General features: G+C 41.5%; 19 protein-coding genes. 11 read left to right on the top strand and 8 right to left on the bottom strand.

The window, feature by feature from the left end; translation table 11 throughout:
- Positions 1 to 50 precede the first annotated feature (50 nt).
- Positions 51 to 848, bottom strand: a complete 798-nt coding sequence (locus VCHSUH04_RS01725; protein WP_105085079.1) for a hypothetical protein — start codon at positions 846 to 848, stop codon at positions 51 to 53.
- Positions 849 to 991: 143 nt separating this feature from the next.
- On the opposite strand from VCHSUH04_RS01725, the gene VCHSUH04_RS01720 reads away from it, so the two are divergent.
- A complete protein-coding gene (locus VCHSUH04_RS01720; protein ID WP_105085078.1) occupies positions 992 to 1,543 on the top strand; it encodes a GDSL-type esterase/lipase family protein in 552 nt (183 codons plus the stop codon).
- 168 nt (positions 1,544 to 1,711) lie between these two features.
- On the opposite strand, the gene VCHSUH04_RS01715 is transcribed toward VCHSUH04_RS01720, so the two are convergent.
- The gene (locus tag VCHSUH04_RS01715) at positions 1,712 to 2,689 is read right to left on the bottom strand and encodes a hypothetical protein (RefSeq protein WP_105085077.1); all 978 of its coding nucleotides are present in this window, start codon (positions 2,687 to 2,689) and stop codon (positions 1,712 to 1,714) included.
- Between the two features lie 343 nt (positions 2,690 to 3,032).
- Here VCHSUH04_RS01715 and VCHSUH04_RS01710 point away from each other — a divergent pair, with 343 nt between their 5' ends.
- Positions 3,033 to 6,563 (top strand): PD-(D/E)XK nuclease family protein, encoded by a 3,531-nt coding sequence (locus VCHSUH04_RS01710; RefSeq protein WP_105085076.1) that lies wholly within the window; start codon positions 3,033 to 3,035, stop codon positions 6,561 to 6,563.
- Positions 6,553 to 10,419, top strand: coding sequence for a helicase-exonuclease AddAB subunit AddA (addA, locus tag VCHSUH04_RS01705; protein WP_105085075.1), 3,867 nt, complete (start codon positions 6,553 to 6,555; stop codon positions 10,417 to 10,419). The genes VCHSUH04_RS01710 and addA overlap by 11 nt, the downstream gene beginning before the upstream one ends.
- 188 nt (positions 10,420 to 10,607) lie before the next feature.
- Here addA and VCHSUH04_RS01700 read toward each other — a convergent pair whose 3' ends face one another.
- Positions 10,608 to 11,555: a diacylglycerol kinase family protein gene (locus tag VCHSUH04_RS01700; RefSeq protein WP_105085074.1), complete on the bottom strand. Its 948-nt coding sequence runs from the start codon at positions 11,553 to 11,555 to the stop codon at positions 10,608 to 10,610.
- Between the two features lie 216 nt (positions 11,556 to 11,771).
- Here VCHSUH04_RS01700 and VCHSUH04_RS01695 point away from each other — a divergent pair, with 216 nt between their 5' ends.
- Complete coding sequence (locus VCHSUH04_RS01695; RefSeq protein ID WP_024064500.1) at positions 11,772 to 12,479, top strand: GntR family transcriptional regulator; 708 nt, start codon at positions 11,772 to 11,774, stop codon at positions 12,477 to 12,479.
- Positions 12,480 to 12,562: 83 nt separating this feature from the next.
- Here VCHSUH04_RS01695 and VCHSUH04_RS01690 read toward each other — a convergent pair whose 3' ends face one another.
- A complete protein-coding gene (locus tag VCHSUH04_RS01690) occupies positions 12,563 to 12,952 on the bottom strand; it encodes a helix-turn-helix domain-containing protein (protein WP_060924483.1) in 390 nt (129 codons plus the stop codon).
- A gap of 152 nt (positions 12,953 to 13,104) precedes the next feature.
- Between VCHSUH04_RS01690 and crcB the strand changes: the two genes are divergently transcribed.
- Entirely contained in the window at positions 13,105 to 13,485 is a 381-nt protein-coding gene (crcB, locus tag VCHSUH04_RS01685; RefSeq protein ID WP_105085073.1) for a fluoride efflux transporter CrcB, read from the top strand.
- A 177-nt stretch (positions 13,486 to 13,662) separates the two neighbouring features.
- A complete protein-coding gene (locus tag VCHSUH04_RS01680; protein ID WP_105085072.1) occupies positions 13,663 to 14,643 on the top strand; it encodes a molybdopterin-binding protein in 981 nt (326 codons plus the stop codon).
- 106 nt (positions 14,644 to 14,749) lie between these two features.
- Here VCHSUH04_RS01680 and VCHSUH04_RS01675 read toward each other — a convergent pair whose 3' ends face one another.
- Genes VCHSUH04_RS01675 through VCHSUH04_RS01665 form a run of 3 tightly spaced genes read right to left on the bottom strand, consistent with a single transcriptional unit; the run spans position 14,750 to position 16,659 of the window.
- The gene (locus VCHSUH04_RS01675; protein ID WP_005385164.1) at positions 14,750 to 14,980 is read right to left on the bottom strand and encodes a hypothetical protein; all 231 of its coding nucleotides are present in this window, start codon (positions 14,978 to 14,980) and stop codon (positions 14,750 to 14,752) included.
- Positions 14,981 to 14,989: 9 nt separating this feature from the next.
- Positions 14,990 to 15,829, bottom strand: coding sequence for a metallophosphoesterase (locus VCHSUH04_RS01670; protein WP_105085071.1), 840 nt, complete (start codon positions 15,827 to 15,829; stop codon positions 14,990 to 14,992).
- Positions 15,830 to 15,885: 56 nt separating this feature from the next.
- Positions 15,886 to 16,659: a DUF4931 domain-containing protein gene (locus tag VCHSUH04_RS01665; protein ID WP_105085070.1), complete on the bottom strand. Its 774-nt coding sequence runs from the start codon at positions 16,657 to 16,659 to the stop codon at positions 15,886 to 15,888.
- A 117-nt stretch (positions 16,660 to 16,776) separates the two neighbouring features.
- Here VCHSUH04_RS01665 and VCHSUH04_RS01660 point away from each other — a divergent pair, with 117 nt between their 5' ends.
- From VCHSUH04_RS01660 to VCHSUH04_RS01650, 3 genes are all read left to right on the top strand, one after another.
- The gene (locus VCHSUH04_RS01660) at positions 16,777 to 17,298 is read left to right on the top strand and encodes an 8-oxo-dGTP diphosphatase (RefSeq protein ID WP_105085069.1); all 522 of its coding nucleotides are present in this window, start codon (positions 16,777 to 16,779) and stop codon (positions 17,296 to 17,298) included.
- Between the two features lie 102 nt (positions 17,299 to 17,400).
- Positions 17,401 to 18,498 (top strand): A/G-specific adenine glycosylase, encoded by a 1,098-nt coding sequence (mutY, locus tag VCHSUH04_RS01655; protein ID WP_105085068.1) that lies wholly within the window; start codon positions 17,401 to 17,403, stop codon positions 18,496 to 18,498.
- A 16-nt stretch (positions 18,499 to 18,514) separates the two neighbouring features.
- A complete protein-coding gene (locus tag VCHSUH04_RS01650; RefSeq protein WP_105085067.1) occupies positions 18,515 to 19,696 on the top strand; it encodes a metallophosphoesterase in 1,182 nt (393 codons plus the stop codon).
- 721 nt (positions 19,697 to 20,417) lie between these two features.
- Here the strand turns inward: VCHSUH04_RS01650 and VCHSUH04_RS01640 are convergent.
- A complete protein-coding gene (locus tag VCHSUH04_RS01640; RefSeq protein WP_105085065.1) occupies positions 20,418 to 21,773 on the bottom strand; it encodes a lyase family protein in 1,356 nt (451 codons plus the stop codon).
- 369 nt (positions 21,774 to 22,142) lie between these two features.
- Here VCHSUH04_RS01640 and VCHSUH04_RS01635 point away from each other — a divergent pair, with 369 nt between their 5' ends.
- Positions 22,143 to 24,224 carry an OPT family oligopeptide transporter gene (locus VCHSUH04_RS01635; RefSeq protein ID WP_105085064.1) on the top strand — a complete coding sequence of 694 codons (2,082 nt, stop codon included), beginning with the start codon at positions 22,143 to 22,145 and terminating at the stop codon, positions 24,222 to 24,224.
- Positions 24,225 to 24,235: 11 nt separating this feature from the next.
- Positions 24,236 to 25,081 (top strand): hypothetical protein, encoded by an 846-nt coding sequence (locus tag VCHSUH04_RS01630; protein WP_105085063.1) that lies wholly within the window; start codon positions 24,236 to 24,238, stop codon positions 25,079 to 25,081.
- Positions 25,082 to 25,366 lie beyond the last annotated feature (285 nt).

Here is a 25,366-nt window from a genome sequence, read left to right as displayed (position 1 = left end):
TAAGGTAAGGAGCTGTTCAGTCTCTTTCGTTTTTATATTAGTTATATTGCCTAAGGTTTTTGTGGTGCGTGATAGTCCGGTTGCGGTCTCCATTCACTCATAGGTGTATTAGGATCTGGCATATCTTGATTTTGGATATCAAGAATCCAGTCACTCGGTCTTGGACCTTGTGGAGAAAGTGGTGGGACAGGACCATATACACCTAGTTTAGAAGGTGTTAACCGTGGTTGATTAGATGTATAAGGTGATTCTAATTGGTTGAGCGGTTTGTATACGCCTGGTGGTGGTTGAACACCAAATAATGGCTTATCTTCTGTTGGGGGAGGTGTACTTAGTGGTTTATATGGACGTGGTGGTACATAGGGGTTCGTAAAGGTATAGGTAATACGCTCCAATTCCAATGCATTATGTAAAATAAATTGACCTATTTCAGCAACCGCAGAGCCCTTTGTAGCGACATGAGCACCTGTAGATAGAACAGAACGCTGATTGTTAGCAGCTCCTATAGGGGCGCCATTTACTTGGTAGAATTTCGCTGGTGCCACATGCCAATCCATAAGATAAATATCTTTAGAGGTGTTACCTCGATGATATGTATAATTAGTTGAATAATCGGCTATGATATTCTGATTTTTATACAGACTAATTGTACGAGCATGAAGCGTGCTATACGTAGGACCTGCCTGTGCTAGACTGATTGTACTTAAGTCGATATACACAGTCTCTGAAGGACTATTATAAGCTACTTGGTATTGAGTAGGCTTGTTTTCTAATTCATATTGTGAAATCGCACTAGCAGATTGCAATGTTGCTAATGCTAGTATTAAAAAGGGATAAAGTTTTCTCATGTTAGACCTCTCTTATGTGGAATTAGTATACCATAGTCATACATGTAATTCCATTAGAAATGCATATAAAACTCCATAATATGTATATTGTGTATAATCATCTTTTTGTTATATGATTATTGCATAGTACAGGAGGTCTTGATATGGAAATTATCTGTTTTGGCGATAGTATTACCCGTGGTTATGATATGCCTTATGGCCAAGGGTGGGTTGAAATCTGTGATGCATCTATAGAGAATGTACATTTTACAAATTATGGTGAAGATGGATGCTCTGTGCAAGGCATGATTTATAATATTGAAGAATGGGCGTCTACAGCCGTAGCTGATCCAACACGTCATATCTTCTTAATGTGTGGTACCAATGATATTTTACAAGGTCGAGATAGTGCGTATGTATTTAAGACCTTGGTGAAAGCTATTGAATTAGCGAGCACAAAGGGAAAGGTAATTATTGGTTTGGAAACACAAATCGATAGTGATATGGATGGGTTAGACCTTGTTGTGCGAGATGTAAATGACCGATTAAAAGCTTATGCAGCAGAGCATGACTTAAAGGTTATAGACTTCTATACAACTTTATATGAAGCGGACCAAATAGGCCAAATTGTCTTTGCTGGTGAAGTGCATCCCAATGCGCGTGGCTATCGTTTGATGGCTTATAAAGCGTTAGAAGTATTTACAAGATTATCGTAAAAAAATAAATCTAAGAATTCAATTGGTAAGGAATTTAATTGGTAAGATCCATAAAAAATCCCCTCATGAGTTATCTCATGAGGGGATTTGGTGATTTATATAGTCTTTATGTGTGAAGGCTTGTAGCTTTCACATTATATTTAATTCGTTACGAATTAGTCGTTAGAATTAGCGAGTACGTGCATTGGATACGCGAGCGGATTGTGCAATTGCGTATGCAGTACCTTTAACTAAATCGTAAGCATCAGCAGTGTTGCCAGATACTGTTACAGCTGCTACAGTGTCGTCAGTTACTGCGAACAATGCAGTTGCGTAAGGGTGTTGTGCACCGTTTGGAACTGTTACCGCACCGGATTTTACAACGATGTAACGATTGCCGTTGTTGAATACGTCATATTGAGCAGCTTGTTTTACACCATCATAGCTTTCATTGTAAGCGAACAATGCAGCTACTTCACCACCTGCTACTTGACCAGTTTGTTGCATGGAGCGCAATTTAGCAGCTGCTACAGCTGTTGGTTGAGTCATGTTAACAGTGATGCGCAAGGAGTTGTTATTTACAACTGCTTCAGTGATTACGTTTGTAGAGAATACGTTTGCAACGCCATCACCAGCACGGTTGTAGGAGCTAGCAGTTTTCACTTGGTAGCCGTTAGTGTATGCAGGCAAGTCGTAAGTGTAGGATTTGCCGTTCAACAACAAGTCGAATGCATTTAATTGGTTAGTTTTATAACGGGAAACGTATGCACTGCCGTTGCCATTAGCTGTTACAGAAGTTACCGTTTCTTGGTATACAGGTTGGTAGCTAGGTGCAATAGGATCCATGATTTGAAGACCTACAGCTGTTGTTTGAGGTGCTACGAAAATTGGATCACCCAATTCTTTAGATACAGGCATTTGTTGAGCCATGTCACCTGCTGTGTAAGGTACCGCTGGTAATGGTTTGTAACCAGGGCGTGGTGCGCTTGTTACATAACCAGATTGGTAAGCTGGTGTAGCTGCTTGAGGTGCAGCGTAAGTATATTGCTCAGCTGCAGCGCGTTCGTAAGCGCGTGCATTAGCATCAACAGATGCTGCGAAAGCGGAGAAAGACATAGTTGTAGCTGCAAATACTGCGAAAGCAGCTGCTAAATGTTTTTTGTTCATAATAATTCACTCCTAAATACATGATTTTTTACAAATAACACAAATACTAACATGTATTATATATGAAATTCTGTTAATTGTAAATAAAATATAAATTTTTTTCTTAATTATAAACAAATATAATCAAATGAGTCAAATTTTGTACAATTAGCTTAAATTAACCCCAGAATTAAGCACAGAATGTCATATTACTATATAATAATACTTAGTATAGTAATATATTATATCGAAAAAAATAGTTTTAGGCTATACCTAAGAACAAGAAATATATAAATAAGATGAAATTTGCTGATTATATAAATTATATAAACTGAGATGGTGAACGTTTCACTAGGGAGGTCTCATGAATATTAGCGTCTATTATGGACGAGCGGGATCAGGCAAGACGCGTGCCGTATATGAACGGATACGTCAAGTGATGACCGATTGTCCAGGGGAACCCATAATCTTACTCGTTCCCGAACCAGCTACCTATCGGGTGGAGCGAGAACTTGCAGAATTTATGCCTGAAAAAGGTTTTACTACGGTCCGTGTCGTAGGCTTTGGTCGTTTGGGTTACCAAGTATATCAATCGATAGGCTCCAAAGGGGCCGGTCAATCAAGCTTATCTAGCTTTGGCCGGTCTATGTTGTTGCGCCTTGTTATGAAACGAAAACAAAAGGAGCTAGGTCTCTTAGAACAGGCTACTAAACGTCCTGAGTTTTCTTCTGTATTACAACAGCTCTTTTCTGAGTTTCGCGCCTTCCGCGTCGGTCCTAATGACCTTGAACGTGGGGCGGAGTCCGTTAAAAATAAAGTATTACAAAAGAAATTGCAGGAGCTTGCCATTTGTATGGCCGCCTATGAAGAGGAAATCAGTCGTCATGGGGAGCGCGATATTGATCCTATCATGGAAATCGTTGAGGTGTTGCCTCAATCTCCACTAATGGAAAACAGCCACGTCTTTATCGATGGCTTTCATTGGTTTACGCCTACTCACTACGAGTTGATCTATACCTTATTTGATTTGGCTAAGGAAGCAGTTATTACCATCGACTTGCCAATGGCTCCAAAGGTATTAAATATTGCTCGTCGAGGGGAGCATCTCTTTAGCCGACCTTTAGAGATTTACGATACTTTAGTTGCTCGTTATAGCTCTAGTATTAACTGGGTTGGTTTTGATGGGAAACGGGGCCCTCAAATAGTACAAGAATTAGAGGCTAATTACTTTACTAGTCCTAGTAAGCAAAATTCTATTGATACTACTATTCCCCTTATTCGTGGATATAATCGAGAACGAGAAGCCGATGCGGTGGCTCGCCGTATTTTAGCCTACGTAGAATCCTCTCCAGAGGCTCGATACCGCGATGTATGTATCATGCTTCGCGAGTCGGAAACGTACGGGGATACCTTAGAAAAGGTCTTCGGTCGGTATGGCATTCCGCATTTTATCGACCGTCAGCGGCCTATGAAAAACCATCCATTAGGCGAATTGTTGACAGCCCTCTTTGATATCGTGCGCCATAGCTACAGTCGAGACAGCATGTTCTTATTGCTTAAAACAGACTTGATGCCCCTTACTCGTGAGGCCGTAGATGAATTAGAAAACTACGTACTCGAGTTTGGTATCGACCATTATAAATGGGAACGTGAAAGCTGGCCGTATTTACGAGGCTTTCATGAAGGGCAAGATGAAGAAGGTCACGCTGATGCACCTCGTAGAGCTCGTGTCAACCAAGCAAGGCAAACCATTATGGACATCCTATCCCCATGGTTTGACTTTGCCGCTCATAGCGAAGGACATACGGGCACTGAGTGGGGTGCACAGCTGTATGGTCTCTTAGAAACCTTGCAAGTGCCACAGCGTCTCTATGAATGGACAAAAGATGCAGAAACGGTGGGGGATCAAGAGTCTAAAGCCAGCCATGAACAGATGTATAATGCTGTTATTTCTTTCATAGATGAAATCTCTATGGTCATGAAGGATGAAGTGTTGACACTGGATGAGATGATGTTGCTCCTCGAAGAAGGATTGAGCGATGTGAATTATTCTATGATTCCTCCGTCCTTGGACCATGTGGTGATTACTACTATCGAACGTGGTTATAGCCAATGGTGGCCTAAGGTATTCGTCATGGGCCTCAACCAAGGCGTATTCCCACAAAGCATGGGCGATGAAGGCCTTATCAAGGATAAGGAACGTCAGGAATTAGCGGAGGCCGGTATTACTTTGGCGGAAGGGGCATTGCCGAAGGCTTTCAACGAAAATTTCCTATTATACCTAGCTATGACGCGGGCATCCCATTCCTTGACGCTGTCCTATGCAAGTTCTGGCGAAGATGGAACCGGCCTTGAGCCATCCCTCGTGGTGAAACGATTAGAATCCCTTGGTTATGTAGATAAGGCGGTAGATATTCCACTCTCTATTGCAGCTGATACTGAGTCGGATTATGTATGGCGACCGTTACAGAGTTTGTCCCTATTGTCAGAGCGCTGGGGCGCCCTCTTTAGTGGTCATGAGGTCAATCCATTGTGGTGGGGCCTTTATAACTGGGCTCGTGAAAGCGATACCTACCGCCCTCGTTTAGGTGAGGTATCTCGTGGTATTCGAGATAATAATGATGTACCTGTCATTACGAAGGATTTAGTGAATGGATTGTTCCTATCTAAAGGCTATATGTCTGGTTCTGTAACGCGCCTAGAGAGATATCAGCAATGTCCGTTCAAGTTCTATGCTCAATACGGTTTGAAACTAGAACCGCGTCGTGTGCGCTCCTTTGGTGCTCCTGAAATTGGTACATTCCTTCACGCTAACTTAGAGCGTTTAGGTAATTATCTATTAGATAACAATAAACAATGGCGTGACCTTAACGAAGAGGACCAACATAACTTATGCCGTACGGTAGCGGAAGAGATTTTACAAGAAAATCAAGGTGGCGAGGAAACGAGCGATGCCTACCAAAAGGCTATCGAGCAGCGTGTACAAAGAACATTACATGTGACGGTAGACCGCCTCGTAGAGTGGTCGAAGCGCAGTGATTTTGATACGAAATACTTGGAGCAAGATTTTGGCCGTCAAGGCGGCTGGGATCCAATTCGCGTACCTCTAGGAGAAGACCGTTATTTGCGCCTCATTGGTCAAATTGACCGCATCGATGAATACACCCGAGATGGTCAAACTTATGGTATGGTTATTGACTACAAATCGGGCGGCGCACATGTGACGGCGCAAGATGTATACTATGGTCTTAAATTGCAGCTTATGACCTATCTGTTGGCCTTAGAATCTGCTTACGGTAAAACGAAGGGCGAATCGATAGCTCCTGCGGCTGTGGTGTATTCCTATGTGAAGAACCCTAAAATTCCTGCCGATGCGCCTATATCCTATGAGGATGCCATATCACTTGCTAAAGAAAGCAATGCATGGCAAAACAGTGGATACTTCTCTGATGATATCGAGGTGTTGACCCATATCGATAATAAATTTTTATCCTATGGATCTAAAAGAGGACCTTATGTACCAATCGCTACGAAAAAGGATCAAACTATCTCTAGTAGGGATTTGCGTAAGGTTAAGAATCCTGGCGAATTTGACGTAATGTGCCGTTATACAAACCACGTAATGGCTGAAACGGGCCGTAATATTGGGGAAGGCCAGTTCCCGATTAAGCCATATCAATTGAATGGCTTTAGACCATGTACATATTGTGACTATCGTACTGTATGCCGTTTTGACTCTAGCCGTAATAAATATAATTATCTGTCTGGCTTATCTGAAGATGATGCATTAGAACGGATGAAAGAGGTTCTAAACGACGGAAATAACAGTAGCGACGGAAGCAACAGTAGCGATAGAAATAATAGTAACGAAGGAGGTGAAAACCATGGGTGTTAAATGGACGCCAGAGCAGGAGTCTGCCATCATAGCTCCTAAGGACTCGTCCTTAGATAATCAAACCTTACTAGTAGCGGCAGCGGCAGGTTCAGGTAAAACGGCAGTTCTCGTAGAGCGCATTATTACCCGTCTTAAAGATATGGATAATCCCTTATCCGTACAAGAGCTCATGGTTGTAACCTTTACAAAGGCGGCTGCTCAAGAGATGAGTGCCCGTATCGGACTTGCCTTGGCAAAAGCCATGGAGTCTACTGATGACGAGGCTATGCAAGAGCGTCTTGAACGACAGCTCAATCTCTTGCCGTCTGCTCATATTTCTACATTGCACTCCTTCTGCCAATGGGTAATTCGTTCCTATTTCTACAAGCTAGATATTAATCCAACGGCTCGCATCGGCAACGAAGCAGAAATGGCCCTCTTACAACAAGAGGTATTAGCCGATTTATTAACTAAATCCTATGAGGAAGGCCTTTATAATATCTACGAATTGGCGGACTTCTTTAGTGATGATAAATCGGATGCAGGCTTAACGGCGAAGATTATGTCTCTATATAACTACGCCATGTCCCTTGCCAATCCTGATGGATGGTTACGTAAAGCCTTAGAGCCTTATAAAGAAGCTATGACTGTAAATCCTAGTGAGACCCTATGGGGCCAATATATGTGGGATCAACATGTAGCTGTTATTGACCGTATTCGCGAGCGCTTAGAACGGATGGAGCAAATCTTGCTCGATCCAGTGGGTCCTCATAAATGGCAAAACATATACGATAACCAACTAGCCGCACTAGGCATGCTTTCAAATGCTCAAACTTGGGATAACATGGGTGAAGCTTGTAAGCATATGGATACGTTTATTAAGGACCAGTTCCGCATGGGGTCAAAAGAGGCACAAGCCTTTGATCCTGTATTGGTAGCAGAGTTTAAATCTTTAGGTTCCCAAAATAAAGATGACCTTAAAGCGATGCAAGCTGCTGTGTTTACCGTGCCAGAAGATACCTTGCAAGAGCAGTTCAAGGCACAATATCCAATCATCGAAGGGCTTGTAGAGCTAACCATTGCGTTCCATCAGGCGTATCGAGATATGAAACAAGAGCAGGGCATCATGGACTTTAGTGACCTCGAGCATCTATGCTTAGCCCTTCTCGTTGAACCGGGCACAGAGGATGATCCTCAGCCGTCCGACGTGGCAAAGGAACTGCAAGATACGTTCAAAGAAATCATGGTCGACGAATACCAAGATACGAACGGCGTGCAAGAGACGATTATCAACTTGATTTCTCGTGTTGATAACCGGTTCTACGTAGGGGACGTGAAGCAAGCGATTTACAGCTTCCGTATGGCGGACAGTTCTCTATTCATGGAGAAATATAATACCTATGGCGACACTGATGCGGTAGAACGCCGTATCGACTTAGCAAAGAACTTCCGGTCTCACGAAAATATTTTAGCCGCTACGAACTTCTTGTTCTATCAAATCATGACGGAAGAGGCGGCCGAGCTAAATTATACGGAGGCAGAATCTCTCATTCCTGGCCGTATCGTAGAGGATGCACCAGAAGATTGGGTTGGAGGCGACGTGGAGTTGCAGCTTCTCGATGTAAGTAAGGATACCCTTAGTGCTAGTGAAAGCGACGAAGATGAAGGGGACGACCCTGAAAATAACGAGCGTGAGTTAGATTTCATTATCCAAAAGATTAAGGAAATCCATGCTGCTAAGAAGAAGGTGCAAAATCCTGATGGCACGTTCCGTCAAATCGAGTGGCGTGACTTTGCTATTTTGCGCAGATCCTTGGCAGGCTGGGGTACTCGTGCAGTAGAAGCCATGCGCCAAGCGGGCATCCCTGCGGTGGTAAACGAGCGGGATGGCTACTTTGAAGCCCAAGAAATTCAGCTTTTACTAGCATTATTATCCATTATAGATAATCCTGAACAAGACTTGCCGATGGCGGCGGTGTTGCACTCCGGACTCGTTGGCCTTGATGCAAACGAACTAGGTGCTTTGCGCCTATCTGGCGAGGGCTCTTTATGGTCTCTCATGCCCGCCTATGCAGAAGAGGCACAAGATGAGCGCTTATTATCCTTTATTGGTCATATGGAGCGTTGGCGTACCTTGTCACGCCGTCACGGTGTGACCGATTTATTGTGGGATATTTATGAATCTCAAGATTACGTAAACTATGTAGGTGCCATGCCGAATGGTCTCGTACGCCGTGCGAATGTACTGGCCTTATACGACCGCGCTAAGGGTTATGAGGCTTCTGGCTTCCGTGGTCTCTTTAGATTCTTGCGCTTTGTTGAAAGCTTGCGCGATAGCAATCAAGATATGCCCCTTGCCAATGTGGTAAGCGAAGCGGACAATGTAGTGCGCCTCATGACCATCCACAAGAGTAAGGGCCTTGAGTTTCCTGTAGTATTCTTATCCGGGGTGCAAAAGGGATTCAACATGATGGACCTTCGTTCAGAGCTACTCATCGATAAGAATGCAGGACTTGGTCTTAAGGGATATTTCCCAGATATTCGGGTATCCTTCCCAACTATGCCGTGGTTCTATGTAAAAGATGTAAAGGAAGCGGCCCTCAAAGCAGAGGAAGAACGGATTCTATACGTAGCCTTAACACGGGCACGAGATAAGCTGATTATGACAGGTCATTTTAAAGGCTTTAAAAATGCTAAAGGTAAGTTGAGTACCTTAGGTGAACTCATTAAAAATACAGCGTCAGTAGAAGGTCAACAATTGCCGACGGATATTATTACCCAAGCTAATACGTATCTAGAATGGTTAATTATGGGCTTTACCCGTCATTTAGACGGTGGTAATCCATTGCGCGTAGCCATTGAGTACGAAGGACCGACCTATTTTGACTTACCAGATAAAAAATGTCGCATCAAGGTCGAAATCCACGATGGCTCTCTCTACGGTGACCTCGATTACAAGGCGGATATTGACGAAACGACTATCAATAAGGTGCGTGAGTTAAAGGCTGTTAACTCTGTGGAACTACCACAGGAAATTGTGGATCGCTTTAACTATACCTATCCGTACAGCGATGCTACGCGGCGCACGGCTAAGATTTCCGTTAGTGAATTAAAACGACGATTCCAAGAACGTGAAATTGAAGCAGGCACTATTGATACCCTAAACGAACCGATTGTAACGGTAGATACAGAGGCTAAACGAGCCGTTTCAGATGCAATCTTAGGTCAAGCCATTAAGCTAGATGTTTGTAATGTTGATCGTGACGCTACAAGTAATGTTGCTGTACCAACTATTACAGTTCCTGCTGATGATTTAGCTAATTCTGTATTCGGCCGCAAGCCACAAGCACTACAGTCCGAAGAGGATGTATTGACGGGGGCTCAATGGGGGACCTTGATGCATGAGGCCATGCAATGGCTACCTCTTGCGCAGTATACCCAATCTTCTTTAACAAAAGAGCTTGATGCACTTGTAACGAAAGGGACTTTCACAGAGGAAGAACGAAATCTATTGAGCGATACAAGTTTATATAAATTCTTTAGTTCTGACCTTGGGAAGCGTCTTATCAACGCAAAGCGCATCGAACGTGAATTGCCGTTCAGTATGCTTTTTGAAGGAAAACGTGTATACGACACCTTAGAGGATGGGGAGAATCTATTCCTCCAAGGTATTATCGATACGGCCTTTGAAGAGGACGGTGAATGGGTTCTCGTAGATTACAAGACAGATCGTGTTAAATCTGGAGAAGACCTTATCAAGCGCTATAAAATACAAATGGATCTCTACAAAGAGGCCTTGCAGCGATTGACGGGAATGCCTGTGAAAGCATGTTATATCTATAGCTTCCGCTTGCACGATGCAATCATTATAGATTAGACTATAAGAATCGTACGATTGTCATAAGGCTATATGTATGCTAGTGTATAAATCTGTACAGAGGTAGCTTATAGTCCAGTAAATACAAAAAGCTCTCTATCCTTGGATAGAGAGCTTTTGTGTTATCTGTATATATAACTTTTGTGTTAACTGTATGTATATCTCAAATCAATTATCTAGATTGAATCTTACAAGTCTATACGCGGTAGTTTAGGCAAATTCAAGGCCTTTTTCTTTTTATGTTTTGATGGGGCGAATACTTTTAGTACTCGCGGTAATACTTCGATATCTACTGGCATCGATGGACCTTGATCGCCGTCCATATTAGTAGGTAGATCACCAATATTAGATAATAGTTCTATATGAGCTTTTTTTACGGTTAAGGTTGTTGTATATCGGGAGTTATATATAGCACCGCTAATGATGAGTGGTAATACGCTAAGAATATCAAGGATGAAGTATTCCTTGAATATAATGATACGCATATAACCATCGTCTACAGAGGCTTCAGGCATAAACCGTTCAAAGCTAGATACTACATTGGTAAGCAATGCCAATACGAGTGGTGATTTACAAATAAAATCATCATTCTCTGTTTTGATGCGGTATGTGTAGTCCTTTGTTGTGAATAATGCTTGTCCTGCGCGCAAAAAGTAGGCAAGAGGGCCTAGAATGCTTTTTTCTTTTGGCGTAACCTCTTCGATTACCTTTGGAATAACACCGGCTGCGATATTATTGCAGAAATATTTATCATTGCACCGGCCAATATCAATAGTACGCGTTTGATTAATATCAATACGTTTGATTGCTTGTGTTGGATTTTGGTGAATACCAAGGGCACGAGACATATCGTTTACAGTACCAACAGGAATGAAACCAAAGGTAGATTTAAAGCCACCTTGGGCAATACCGTTAACGGTTTCATTTACGGTGCCGTCACCGCCCATGCAGAACACAGCATCGAATCCGCGTTCGCAAGCATCCTTTGCAAAACGTGTAGCATCGCCTTCACCGGTGGTGAATTTGACCTCGATTGTTTCGAATAAGGTGCTCAATTTCCATTGTAAATCGAGGGCATAGCGACGTGCCGCACCGCCACCCGATACAGGGTTTATGATTACCAAACAACGGCTCATGATTTAACTTCCTTACTTTCAAAAATGAGATATAGCTATTATCTATCGTTAAATTGACAGTCTTAGATGTGAGCTCTATAATTATATTATATGCACTAAATTACATATGACATATTTATTCAAGATATAAAATATATCGTACAATATATTATACTCATTTTAGCCGTTCTTTGAAAGTACGAAAGAGATGAAGGGATATAAGGTTAGGGGATATTAATGGGACGACAAGATTCAAAAGATAAATACAAATTGTCCGCTGTGGACTCTATTGAAAGATTACCGCTTAGTGAACAAGTTTATTTAACATTAAAAACAGCTATCTTAACAGGCGAATTGATGCCACAAGAAAAGCTTAACGAAGTAAAAATTGCAGAACAATTGCAAGTGAGCGCTACACCTGTTCGCGAAGCATTCCGTAAATTGGCTAAAGATAATCTCGTAGTTATTGTTCCTTGGAAGGGTGTTACTGTAAAGGCGGATACTCCTGAAGAGATTATTGCATTGTATCAAGTGCGTGAAGTAATGGAAGGCCTTGGTGCGCGACTTTGTGCCCGTCATGCAACTGATGAACAAATTAAAGAGTTGCGTGAAATTTGTAAAGAAATGCATGAAATTGAAGAAGCTACAGAACGCGTTGAAGTAAACAGTCGTTTCCATACTATGATTGCTCATTATTCTGGTAATGAACGCGTTGTAGAATACTTAGCAAGCTTCCGTGAACGCGTTAACCGCGACATGTACATTAGCTCTTTTAATGCAGTGCGTACCCATGATTGCGATGATGAACATGATCATATCGTAGATGCTATTGAGCGTCATGATGAAGTGGCAGCAGAAACTGCTATGCGTCAGCATATTAATAATGCATTTATCTTCAAAAAAGCAAATGCTGAAGTACAACACAAAAAACTTAATGAAGTATAATGCCTATTGTTGGCATGCTTATGAAAGGCTCCGCCGTTGGCGGGGCTTTTTCTGTACGAGCGTTAATACTGTATTTGATTAGCTTAACTTAGCTTTGGCTTAACTTTAGTTAGCGCGCTGTTCCTCGTATGACTTAGAAATTCTAATCGTTTATAGTGTGACGTCAGATGAGCATTGCAACTTTTATAATCTATGATGCGCAACCTTACTAGCTGAGCTACATCAATTTGGAATGCTTGAGCGATTTTAAATAAAATTTCTAAAGACATGCCGGATATGCCTGTGCCACACTCTAGCTTGCTCAAATAACTGCGGCTAATCCCAACATGGCGTGCTAGCTCGTGTTGGGACATATTTAGAGATATGCGAATGTTGGCAATTTTATGACCTAAACATACATATTGATGTTGTAAAAATGGGTCTTCGTAGGTATTTATTCGTAGCTCAGTTAACGGTGTTGTTGCAGGCTTCATAGGGATTCCTTTCTTTTCCCTGCTCTCTAAATATAGTATACTGAGACTATTGGTCGTTGACTAATATAGAAAACTAGATATTTATCGGTTATTTCAGATAATTACACGGATTGTGAAAATCGTAGGATACTACTGTAAGTATAGGAGGCAATATGGAAAAATACATTGCAGTTGCCATTGGTGGCGCAGTTGGTGCTTTGTGTCGCATGGCTCTTGGCGAATGGGTTATGACAAAGGTGAGTTCCTTTCCATATGGAACGATTGTAGTAAACCTCATTGGTTGCCTCATTATTGGCCTTGTACTAGGTCTATATATGCAAAAGCCAGAATTATCGCCGTTGGCGAGATTTTTCCTCGTTGTTGGTGGACTCGGTGCATTTACAACATTTTCAACCTTTGCCTTTGAAATGTTACAACTCATGATGACTGAGTCTTATGTACAGGCTTTATTCTATGGCTCTGTACAAGTTGTAGGGGGCTTAATCCTTTGCTGGATTGGTGTACTATTGGCGCGTATACTCAGTGCAATCTGATCTTACCGAATAAGGTGACTTGAGTTACAGCATAAATACATCTATTTTTATATGATTATTTAGTAAGATACATAGAATTGTTAGAATTTATATTGTATAGAGTTCAGAATTTAAAGTTTGAAGAAAATTTTGAGTATAATACATTACATAGAGTTCTAGATTATAAAGGGAGATATTATGAAATCCATTAGAACACAAGATGCCGTAGGGCATGCATTAATACATGATTTGGTACGCATTGTCATAGGAGAGGTGAAAGATACGCCATTCCGTCGTGGCCATGTTATTACGGAAGAGGATATTCCGAAATTACTAGACCTTGGTAAAGAGCATATTTTTGTGATGGAACCTGAGGATGAAGGATTCTTGCACGAAGAGGACGTGGCACGTGCTTTGTACAATATGGCAGGTGGCGAAAATATGCACGATGGACCTATGGCGCAAGGTAAAATCGAAGCTATTGCAGACGTAGACGGTCTCTTTAAAGTTGATGTAGATCGCTTACATGCTATTAATAGCATTGGCGAGCTTACTATCGTAACGAGATTTAATAATACACCGGTGAAAGTAGGCGATAAATTAGCGGGTATGCGTTGTATTCCATTGTTATTAGAGGAACAACAAGTGGAGGATGCAAAGAAAATTGCTAATGGCAAGCCTTTACTTCATGTAAAACCATTTGTACGCAAAACAATGGGCATTGTTACTACAGGTTCCGAAGTATTTGAAGGCCGTATTAAAGATGCTTTCACCCCAATCATTGAGGAACGTTGTGCAGAGTTTGGTGTAAATAAAGTAGCCCATGAAATCGTAACGGATAATACAGACGATATTGTGGCGGCTATCGACAAGGTAAAAGCAGCTGGTGCTGATATTATTTTCTGTACCGGCGGCATGAGCGTTGACCCTGACGATTTAACCCCAGGGGCCATTAAACGTTATGCAGATCGCGTAGTGACATACGGATTACCTGTATTGCCAGGTTCTATGGTTTGTATTGCTTACTGTGCTGATGGTACACCGATTCTTGGCGTTCCAGGTGGCGTATTATTTAGTAAACCAACGGCATTTGATGAAATCTTGCCACGCCTCGTAGCAAATGATGAAATTACTAAAGAAGACTGCATTCGTATGGGACATGGCGGATTCTTAGGCTAATCCTTTTATAGAAGATCGAAAAACTATATAAGTCTATACAAAAAGCGGACAGATTTTATATCTATCCGCTTCTTGTTATTAATGTGCTTTTATAATCTATTTGTTATTAAAATGATTTTTTCCCTAGTGTAGGGTGACTACAACGTTTTAGTGTTAATGTGTCAATCATGTGGACTGCCTCATCCAATGTGATGTCCTCACGCTTTGTCGGTGTTTCGAGGACAGCCAGAGGATGGTCAGTGCCTACCTCACCAGAGGGCAAGTAAATATATTCTTGGTTGATAGTATCACCAAAGATATATCCTGCTTGTAAATGTTCTTTATGAATGCGACTCATGGTCTCTCCTTACATAATTTTTTTCAGTCTAAAGTCTAGGTAATCTGCAGACACTAGCTCTAATTTAGTAGAACTAAATTCCTTTGGAATGCGCTTAAAGGATATTTGATCGTGTAAATGGCCAAAAATGCATGTATCTACTTTGTATTGCTCCATGAGGTCTGTAAAACCGGAAGGGGCATTGGACTCGTTAAATGGAGGGTAGTGCAATAATAGCAGTTTTGTTACTGGTATGTTGTGTATATCTATTGTTAAGGGCTCTGTTGTTTTAGAACCTGTTGTTTCTATGGTTGTTTCAGAATCTGTTGTTTCTATGGTTGTTTCCGCTGTGAGTTGTTGTAGGAGTCTTTCTACAGCTGCATCCATTTCTTGCAGCGCTGATTCGGTACGTATCAATTCTCTATCGTAAATGGATTGGTCTGTTTCTGGTGTGAAATGGGAGTCTCCAGGGCAGAGGTAGGCTCGTGTTCCACCAAAGGCAATAATGTGAGGGCCTTCTTCTGTTTGAATGAGTTCTGCTGTACCATGGCCTTGTAAAAAGGTGATAGCATCACCCATGAGGTTTCTCATCTTGTTAGCGGAGGCCCACCAGTAGTCGTGGTTACCGCGAATCATATACTTTTTGCCGGGCATGGATGCAATTTCTTGTAAATCGCAAGCTGCTTCATCAAGGCGAAGGGCCCAACTCATGTCACCTACGAGAAAGACGATGTCATCATCTGTCACACGGGCCATCCAATCTTCTTTGATGCGGCTCCAGTGATTATCCCAGTGAGGACCAAAAATATCCATCGGCTTTGTGGGAGGATTGCCAGATAGATGGAGGTCGCCGATGGCAAATACTTTCATAAACATCCTTTCAAATATATCATCAAAATTATTTAGATACAATTTGTATAATTAAACTATTTAGAGGCGTGGAAGTACGGCGTAATGTCTTGAATGATTTTTGCAGCTCGTTCCTCGTCGCAAGTTTGAGGAATTTTGTAACCTACGTAAAGTGGTGTTGTGACATAACGGGCTACTACCTTGATATAGTCGTAACCATCCTCAAGATTATATACAAAATAGTTATAAGACTGACTGTAATTAGCGATGCTGCGCAAAACATAACGCAGCACTTGTTGCAATCGAACGGCCACAGAACGAACGGGCGCATCTGGTTTGAAACGAATGTTGTACTCGAAGAAACCAATGATGGGCTGGGTAGACAAGGTGATGCGCACATCTTGATCTTCGTGCAAGAGCCAGCCTTCCATATTTTGAGCCGTAATATCTTCGTGGTAATCGTAATCCTCAAGGCCTATAATTTGGCTGTGAGGGTGGCGGATGGAACCGCCAGACATGTATCCGTGATTTTTGAAGAAGAGTACCGATTTAAACTCTTTTCGTTCCCGTGTTTCACGCCATTTATCTAAACCAAATTGAAGAATACGAGCCGCTTCATCGGCAGACAATGTAGAAAATTCGCCTTCGTCCGTTTCTGTTTCAATAATAACTGTTGGCCATGTTTTATCTAATACAGGATATTTGTTCATGAGCCATATGATATGACCTGATGTATCTAGAATATCCGTTAATTTTGAACGATCACAGAAGGGGCAGCGCACTTCTTCGTTGCGAATATTAACAGGCTTTGTGCGCCCTAGTGCGATGTTAAATCGTAGTGGTTTATTCATCATGTGCCTCCTTCCGTATAAGAAAATCTATACTCTTAATCATACCATAATTAGCCCATTCGTACATGAAATAATGGTATAATAATAGGGTATTATTTTAACGATAAAGGAGGCCCTATGAAACCGACGACGCTCGTATTTCCCATTGATGAACAAAATCGCATATTGCTAGGTCGTAAGAAACGTGGTTTCGGGGCTGATAAATATAATGGATTTGGCGGTAAACTCGAGGCTGGTGAAAGCTTCCGAGACTGTGCTATTCGCGAATTATTTGAGGAATCTGGACTTCATGGTCGCCCCGAAGATTTAGAATGTGTGGCTGCTTTTGATTTTCAATTTCCTTTTGATGAAAGCTTAACACATGTAGGTTATGTGTACTTTTTGCGTGCTTTCACAGGCAATGTAGAGGAAACAGACGAAATGGAACCTCATTGGCTAGAACCAGATCAAATTCCGTACGACCGCATGTGGGATGGTGACCGCCAATGGTTGCCAATGCTGCTAGAAGGCAAGAAGTTAAAAGGTCCTATCGTATTTGGCCGAGACAACAGTACGGTAGATAAGATGGATCTGACCGCGGTGGACACCGTTCTTGAAAGCGAACACTTGGTGCGCATTGATCTGTATATTAATGGATAATCTGTACCTTATTGGCTGCAACATATATGCAATATGCTTGTCATATGCCTATAGTCATGAAAGTGGTACTAGAGTCCTAAGTTTATAATATTTTGAGGTAATATGACTGATAAAAAGAACCCTAAGTGGGTGCCACAGCTGTTGGCGTGGTATGATGTGAATAAGCGAGAATTGCCGTGGCGTGATTGTGGAGACCCTTATAAGGTTTGGGTGTCCGAGGTGATGAGCCAACAGACGCGCATTGAGGCAATGAAGCCCTACTATGACAACTGGATGCGTTTATTCCCAACTTTAGAGGATTTGGCAAAGGCGTCTGAGGATGAAGTTGTTCACGCTTGGCAGGGGCTTGGTTACTATAGCCGTGCTCGTAATTTGCGCCTTGGCGTGAAGGACGTGGTGGAAAACTACGGTGGTATTGTGCCCCGTGACCGCAAGACGATGGAGTCCTTGAAGGGCGTAGGATCTTATACGGCTGGGGCCGTGCTATCTATGGCATACAACGAACCAGAGGTAGCTGTAGACGGCAATGTGCTGCGTATTTACGCTCGTTTATATCGCATCTTTGATGATATTTTGAGCACTAAAGGTAAGAAGGCTATAACTGCTATTGTAGAGGAAACATTACCTCACGATCGGCCTGGTGATTTTAACCAAGCCTTGATGGACTTTGGATCTGCCGTATGTATTCCAAAGACGCCGCGCTGCGGGGAATGTCCTATTGTAAACATGTGCGAAGCATACCAACATAAGGATACAGACAAATTACCTGTGCGCATCAAGAAAACGAAGGTTGTAGAGGTGCCTCTATTTGTAGGTATCTTGCAATACGAAGACTATTATCTATTGCATAAACGCCCTAATCGTGGGTTGTTACGGTCCATGTGGGAATTCCCTTCGGTGGAAATGGTATCCACCTTTGACGAAGGTGAACAAGGCCTTGAAGAATTAGTTAAGCCCCTAGGTTTTGAACTAGCTTTACAACCTGTATTAGTAAAAGAAATAACACATATTTTCTCTCATCGAAAATGGTTTATGAAAGCATTTCGCGGTGATTTAACGTATGCAGGAGATGCTAAGAATATAACAATCGGAGCTATCCAAAAGCAATTGCCAAAGGACTGGATGCTCATCAAGCGCGATGAGTTCGCTGATTATGCTTGGGCAGGTCCTCATGGTAAATTGACGGAGATGGCAAAATAATTTGTAGGAGCAATGAATGAGAATTCTATTTAATATCATTTTTTCTGCTATCCTCATAGTAGGATTGGTAGGATTTTGGGCGCTTTTCCTCAACTTGTGGAAGCCTAAAAAGAAATGGCCTGCTTGGGTAGGTTATATAATTATTATCGGTGCGTGGTTTGCTGCCATCCGATACTATATACTCAATCAAGTAGATCTATACGGAACGATGTATTATCCATTGATGAATCTATTCCGTACTGAAAGTTACGGTTTCCTCTTTGGCTTATTCTTGGCTATTCCTGTATTCATTGTCCTAGGTTTACTATATTGGGCGGTTAATAAAATTTGGAGCAAAACGCCAGAGGAAAATAGAACGGGCCGTCGCGCATTCTTTAGAACGGCAGCCACAGTGGTACCGTTGACAACAATTGGTGGTTCTAGCTATGCTGCCTATGTAGGTCAACATGAGATTGAGGTCACTCATGAAAGCTTCGGTTATACAAACTTACCGCCTGGGTTAAAGGACTATAAAATCGTTCAACTCAGCGATATTCATGTAGGGCCAAGCATCGACTTAGACGATCTTGATGAAATTTTAAAGCTCGCCCTTGTAGAAAAGCCTAATCGCGTTGTTATCACTGGTGATTTGATCGATAAATTAGCTTGGTTGCCACAGGTTTGTGAAAGATTAACAACCTTTGCAAAACAAATCCCTGATGGCGTTGATTTCATCTTAGGCAATCACGAATACCATCACGATGTGAATAAGGTGTTAGAGGAATTGAAACATAATACACCGATGAATATCCTTGTGAATAGCAATATTCAAATTATGGGCGGTAAACAACCTGTATATATTGCAGGTGTTGCGTACGACAATGATCGAGAAAAAGAAAAACGTGAAGCTATGATTGATAAGGCTTTATCTGGTATTCCAGACTATGCCTTTGTTATCCTATTAGCGCATCATCCTGAATTCTTTGAAGAGGCTATTGAACGTAAAATTCCATTGACCCTCTCTGGTCATACTCATGGTGGACAAATCGTATTCATGGGCATGCCGTTGGTACCAACGGGTACACCATATACAAAAGGGCGCTACGTTGAAGAACAAAGCGTGTGCTATGTTAATAATGGTACAGGCCACTGGTTCCCAATCCGTATCAACTGTCCACGAGAAATTACAGTCATTACATTCTTTGATGGAGTGGCTTAAATCATAAGTTATGCTCCTTATAGGGATACAATCATGTATAATAAATCCTTTATCCATAAATTTCTTATATGTACCATTCTACTTGCTCTATTTGATATCTCTCTGCTCTATGATATGACAGCGGATATATATAAGGGATATCTCAAAATAGCAATACTAGTGGCAATTGGATGCCATTTAGATTTATACCTGGAACTCAGTACACAAGAGGTACTAATGGTACAAGCATTCGAGAATGATACATTTGACGAGACCTATGAACTGCTAAATACGAAATATATGCTTTTTATCATATCCTTTGTCGTATTAATGACTATAAACCTTGTGAAATATTAGAAAACCATAAGGTACAAAGTAAAAGAGGTATTGTATATGAACATACAACACCTCTTTTTATTATATGAACTTATATAAAAAGCTATTATATTTCCTATATATTTTTAGATACTACCAGTTAAAAGTATTTATTTTTAACTGGTAGTATCTCAATTAATTCATGTTTTATATTTTTTTTAGGTATCCCAATTGATGGATTACTAAGCTCATTACCATATGTATATCTTGGTATAGTAATATTTTACATTTTAGGTTTTCTTTTTATTAAATATGTAATGAAGTCATAATCTAAAATACAGCCCCAATACATTTGGTATCGGGGCTATTTCCGTTCATTTGAGGTATGAGAGGATGTTACAGATATGTCATAGAGATGAGAGAGATTTTATTTCATGCGAACTGCTTCGGCGAATTCGTCTTCGGTCATGAGTTTTTCTTCTAAGATGATTTCTTTAATAGAGCAACCGCGTTTGTACGCTTCTTTTACTACCTTAGCGCTCTTATCGTAGCCGATGTATGGTGTTAAGGATGTGGCGATCATAAGGGATTGTTCTACAAAGAAGTTGAGTTTTTCAGGCACAAATTCTACACCGTCGATACAGTGTGTTGTGAAAGAATTCATCGCGTCTGCGAGGAGGTGACAGCTTTCAACAAAGTCATAGATCATGATAGGCATGTACACGTTCAATTGGAACGCACCGCTACCTGCACAGATGGTCATAGTCGTATTGTGACCGAATACTTGGGCGCATACCATGGTCAAGGCTTCGCATTGTGTAGGATTTACCTTGCCTGGCATGATGGAGGAGCCCGGTTCGTTTTCAGGTAGATGCCATTCGCCGTAACCGCAACGAGGTCCAGAGCCTAAGAAACGCACGTCATTAGCGATTTTGAATAATGTAGTCGCCAATGTATTAAGTGCACCATGAGCCATCATGAACGCATCTTTGAGGGCCAGCCCTTGGAATTTGTTGTTCTTCACGCGGAATGGAGCACCTGTTACCTCTGGCAATACAGTTTCCATAACGTCTAGATAGCCTTTAGGCGTGTTTACACCGGTGCCGACTGCAGTGCCGCCAAGGGCTACGTCGAGTAGGTAGTCAGTGTTTTGAAGGAGCATAGTTTTTGCAGATTTTAAGCCGTCCACAAAGGCGCTGATTTCTTGGTCTACCATGATGAAAGTCGCATCTTGTAGGTGAGTACGACCAACTTTTTGCAAGCCTTTCCCTTTTTCTTGCAATTTCTCAAAGGATGCGATAAGGCCGTCCAATGCAGGGATTACCCGTTTTGTAATTTCAAAGTATCCACAGATATGCATTGCCGTAGGGAATGTATCATTTGTACTTTGGCCGCGGTTTACATCGTCGTTAGGATGGAGCGGATTGCTTTCATCTAACTGTTTAGCCCGGTGAGCGATTACCTCGTTCACATTCATATTAGTCTGTGTGCCAGAACCTGTTTGGAATACGGTTAACGGGAACTCATCATCCCATTTTCCCTCTACGATCTCATCTACTACTTGAGCGATGAGTTTCGCTTTTTCCTCAGTTACTGCGCCACATTTTGCATTGGTTAAAGCACATGCTTTTTTTACAAGCGCAAGAGCTTTGATTTGTTCAATAGGGATGCGGTGGTCACCGATCTTAAAGTTATTGAACGAGCGTTGCGTTTGAGGTCCGTAAATTCGTCTAGCGTCGACTTCGACTGGTCCCATTGAATCGTATTCAATTCTTGTTTCCATAATGTTTACAACCTCCTTAAAAGACATGCCGACCTTACTGTCGGTTCTTTTTTATTATATGCTAAAAAAAGAAAAAATATAATAGAAAATGATAATAAATACCAATTAGATATAATTAAAGGGGTATAATTACCTTTACACATAGTATTCTTATACAGATGAGAGCTTGAATGATCTGAAATGTCTATACTTACTGAATGATAATGAGACACAATCCATAAGGGGAGTTTTTTGTACATAGTATTTTCTGCCGTGTATACATAGTCAGAAAATAGGGATTTTTATTGTCAACATCGCTTTAACACGTTAAAATGGAAGTAGCTTATTATATTGTTTTAAGCTCTAGTTTCACAGAGGAGGTAAGTACTTATGAAACATGACTTTATGAGCCATGACCTTCATCTGCCGGAACTGACACTACGTGGGATGCTACTTGGTGCATTGATTACTGTAATTTTTACAGCATCTAACGTATATCTCGGTTTGAAGGTTGGTTTGACATTCTCGTCATCCATTCCGGCAGCCATTATTTCAATGGCAATCTTACGTTTCTTCAAGGATTCTAACGTTCTTGAAAACAACATGGTACAAACTCAGGCTTCTGCAGCCGGTACTTTGTCCGCAATTATCTTTATCTTGCCAGGTCTACTCATGCTTGGCTATTGGAATGGCTTCCCATTCTGGCAAACATTCTTGCTCTGCGCATGCGGTGGTTCCCTTGGTGTGTTATTCACCATTCCATTGCGTCGTGCCATGGTAGTAAATAGTGATCTACCATATCCAGAAGGCCGTGCAGCAGCAGAAATCTTGAAGGTTGGTTCCCACAATGCTGGCCAAGGCCCTCAATCTAGCTCCGGTATGGGCGACATCGTATCCGGTGGTCTTGTAGCTGGTATTATCAGTCTTTGTGCAAATGGTTTCAAAGTCCTTGGCGACAGCATGAGCTTCTGGCTTCCTGTAGGTAGCAAGGGTATTACTCAAATTCCATTGGGCTTCTCTACAGCATTGTTAGGTGCTGGTTACCTTATCGGTATTGCTTCTGGTATCGCTATCCTAGTTGGTGTACTCATCGCTTGGGCTGGCTTCGTACCTTATTTAACTAATATGTTTGCTCCAGACGGCGGTGCTACAGCTAAATTTGCAATGGCTGTTTGGAAATCTAAAGTTCGTTTCATCGGTGCTGGTGCTATTGGTATCGCAGCGATTTGGACTTTGATTACATTGATTAAGCCAATCATCGAAGGTATGAAAATTTCTGTTAAATCCATGAATAGCAGTTCCACTGAACGTGCATTGCATCGTATGGATACAGATATGAGCACAAAATCTGTTATCATCGTGTTCGGTATCATCCTTTTAGGTTTAGTTCTTACATTCTGGGACTTCGTATCTGCAGTACCTATTAGTGCAGGCTTAATGTGGACACTTGTTATCGTAGGTGTTCTCGTAGCTTTGCTAATCGGCTTCTTTGTAGCTGCTGCATGTGGTTACATGGCAGGTCTTATCGGTACATCTGCATCTCCAATCTCCGGTATTGGTATCTTGGCGACTATTATTTCTTCCTTAGTGGTGTACTTCATCGCTTCTGAAAATAACTTGTTCGCTACAGAAGCAGGCGTACAATTCGCTACAGCTATGGCTATCTTTATGACATCCGTAGTTATCGCCATTGCATCTATTTCTAACGATAACTTGCAAGACTTGAAAACTGGTCAACTCGTAGGTGCTACACCTTGGCGTCAACAAATTGCATTGTTACTTGGCTCTGTAGCTGGTGCGGTTGCAATTGCTCCTGTTCTTAACTTGCTTTACCAAGCATATGGCTTCACAGGTGCGTTACCACGTCCTGAAATGGATCCTAATGCAGCATTATCTGCTCCACAAGCAACTTTGATGACTACAATTGCTCAAGGTATCTTCAGTTCTAGCATGGATTGGGATTATATCTTGATTGGCGTTGGTGTTGGCGTAGTAGCAATCATCGTTAACTTAATTCTTAAGAGCACAACAGCTTCTTTAACATTGCCTCCATTGGCAGTTGGTATGGGTATCTACTTACCTCCAACATTGGAAGTACCTCTTATCTTAGGTTCTTTCATTAGCTATTTTGTAGGCCGTTACCTAGTAGCTCGTGCTAAAATGCGTGCTGGCGAACTCGCTGAGTACGATGTTGAACAATCTAACCGCCGTGGCGTTCTCTTCGCTTCTGGTTTGATTGTTGGTGAAAGCTTGATTGGTGTAATCATAGCTGTTATTATTGTATTGTCTGTTACAACTGGTGGCGGTGAATCTCCACTTGAATTAGTAGGTCCTCAATTTGAAAGCACAGCACAATGGTTAGGATTGCTTGCATTCATCTTTGCTGGTCTATACTTAATTCGTCGTGTTGTAGCACACAAATTCAATAAAGAAGAAGCTTTAGCGATGAAAGCTGAGCAAGAACAACAATAAGAGGTTAAACAATGAAATTAAAACAGTCTGTACTCATCATGATGGCTGCTGCATTGCCAGTAGTATCTTTCGCAGCAAGCGAAGCAATTCCTGTCACAAAAGACACTGCAACAGTGCAAAAAGTTCAAGCTGATACGAATAAAGTTAATCGTAACGATTTAACATACCGTATCTCTAGTACTGCTACACCGGAGCAAAACCGTGCGTTACGCTCTGTAGCATCTAAGGTTGATCGCGATGCAGTTGAAGTAGTAGCACCTAATGCAGACCGCTATATGGACCGCAAAGAGGTGGCTGTATCTCCAGTGGAATCCACTACAGATCATCTTGATCTAGTGTTTCCAACAGTTAAATCTGTTAGTCCAGTTGTAGAAAAAGCAATCAATAATACTATCAAAAAATACGTTGCTAAAGTACAAAACGACGTAGAAAAAATGAATACTAAAGAAGCTGACAAAACAAATGTAGTTATGTACTACGATGTTAAAACAGACAAAAATGGTATTTTCAGTGTATTGATTCATACGTACACAATGCGTGATCGTGATGCTAATGGCGTCAACTATGTAAAAGGCTTCACATTCAACACTACAACAGGTCGTCAATTATCCTTGTATGACCTTGGTGGACTTAACAAAAAAGAATTAGTGAATGCTATCGAGAATAATCAAGATGTGAAGAATCAATTGGGCGGCGAAGTAAACATCGACAAAATGCCTACTGAATTCTACACAACTGATGACTATTCTGTTGTAATGGTATTGCAACAAGACATGGATACAATCCACAGTGCAGGTACCGTATATGTACCAGTTGGTAACTTACGTGACCGCCAAAATGATGTAACAAAAAAATAATCGAACTGTGTGAATTCGATTATGTGTGTATAGTAACAGCTGTTTAATTGTGAAAGAACCGCTCCTTCGGGGGCGGTTCTTTTTTTGCATTATAGATTTAATAATAGTCTTATAATACATTTTGGTGGGGATACAACAAAAAGCCGTGTAAGAACACGGCTTTTTATTATTGTCTTTAGACTGGTTCGCGACGTAGTCGCGAATCATTAAACCACCCGCTATGCGGGTGCGGCAACGAAAGTTATACAAAAAAATCACCTTGCTTAAGTATAATGTAGGTGTTCA

The organism is Veillonella sp. T14073-2, from assembly GCF_002959875.1.
Taxonomy (GTDB): domain Bacteria; phylum Bacillota; class Negativicutes; order Veillonellales; family Veillonellaceae; genus Veillonella; species Veillonella infantium.
Note: the sequence above shows the minus strand (reverse complement) of the source record. Positions and strands in the feature narration are given on the sequence as shown.

Coding starts and splice junctions, on each gene's coding strand:
- VCHSUH04_RS01725 (WP_105085079.1), bottom strand. CDS start 848: ATGAGAAAACTTTATCCCTTTTTAATACTAGCATTAGCAACATTGCAA.
- VCHSUH04_RS01720 (WP_105085078.1), top strand. CDS start 992: ATGGAAATTATCTGTTTTGGCGATAGTATTACCCGTGGTTATGATATG.
- VCHSUH04_RS01715 (WP_105085077.1), bottom strand. CDS start 2,689: ATGAACAAAAAACATTTAGCAGCTGCTTTCGCAGTATTTGCAGCTACA.
- VCHSUH04_RS01710 (WP_105085076.1), top strand. CDS start 3,033: ATGAATATTAGCGTCTATTATGGACGAGCGGGATCAGGCAAGACGCGT.
- addA (WP_105085075.1), top strand. CDS start 6,553: ATGGGTGTTAAATGGACGCCAGAGCAGGAGTCTGCCATCATAGCTCCT.
- VCHSUH04_RS01700 (WP_105085074.1), bottom strand. CDS start 11,555: ATGAGCCGTTGTTTGGTAATCATAAACCCTGTATCGGGTGGCGGTGCG.
- VCHSUH04_RS01695 (WP_024064500.1), top strand. CDS start 11,772: ATGGGACGACAAGATTCAAAAGATAAATACAAATTGTCCGCTGTGGAC.
- VCHSUH04_RS01690 (WP_060924483.1), bottom strand. CDS start 12,952: ATGAAGCCTGCAACAACACCGTTAACTGAGCTACGAATAAATACCTAC.
- crcB (WP_105085073.1), top strand. CDS start 13,105: ATGGAAAAATACATTGCAGTTGCCATTGGTGGCGCAGTTGGTGCTTTG.
- VCHSUH04_RS01680 (WP_105085072.1), top strand. CDS start 13,663: ATGAAATCCATTAGAACACAAGATGCCGTAGGGCATGCATTAATACAT.
- VCHSUH04_RS01675 (WP_005385164.1), bottom strand. CDS start 14,980: ATGAGTCGCATTCATAAAGAACATTTACAAGCAGGATATATCTTTGGT.
- VCHSUH04_RS01670 (WP_105085071.1), bottom strand. CDS start 15,829: ATGAAAGTATTTGCCATCGGCGACCTCCATCTATCTGGCAATCCTCCC.
- VCHSUH04_RS01665 (WP_105085070.1), bottom strand. CDS start 16,659: ATGAATAAACCACTACGATTTAACATCGCACTAGGGCGCACAAAGCCT.
- VCHSUH04_RS01660 (WP_105085069.1), top strand. CDS start 16,777: ATGAAACCGACGACGCTCGTATTTCCCATTGATGAACAAAATCGCATA.
- mutY (WP_105085068.1), top strand. CDS start 17,401: ATGACTGATAAAAAGAACCCTAAGTGGGTGCCACAGCTGTTGGCGTGG.
- VCHSUH04_RS01650 (WP_105085067.1), top strand. CDS start 18,515: ATGAGAATTCTATTTAATATCATTTTTTCTGCTATCCTCATAGTAGGA.
- VCHSUH04_RS01640 (WP_105085065.1), bottom strand. CDS start 21,773: ATGGAAACAAGAATTGAATACGATTCAATGGGACCAGTCGAAGTCGAC.
- VCHSUH04_RS01635 (WP_105085064.1), top strand. CDS start 22,143: ATGAAACATGACTTTATGAGCCATGACCTTCATCTGCCGGAACTGACA.
- VCHSUH04_RS01630 (WP_105085063.1), top strand. CDS start 24,236: ATGAAATTAAAACAGTCTGTACTCATCATGATGGCTGCTGCATTGCCA.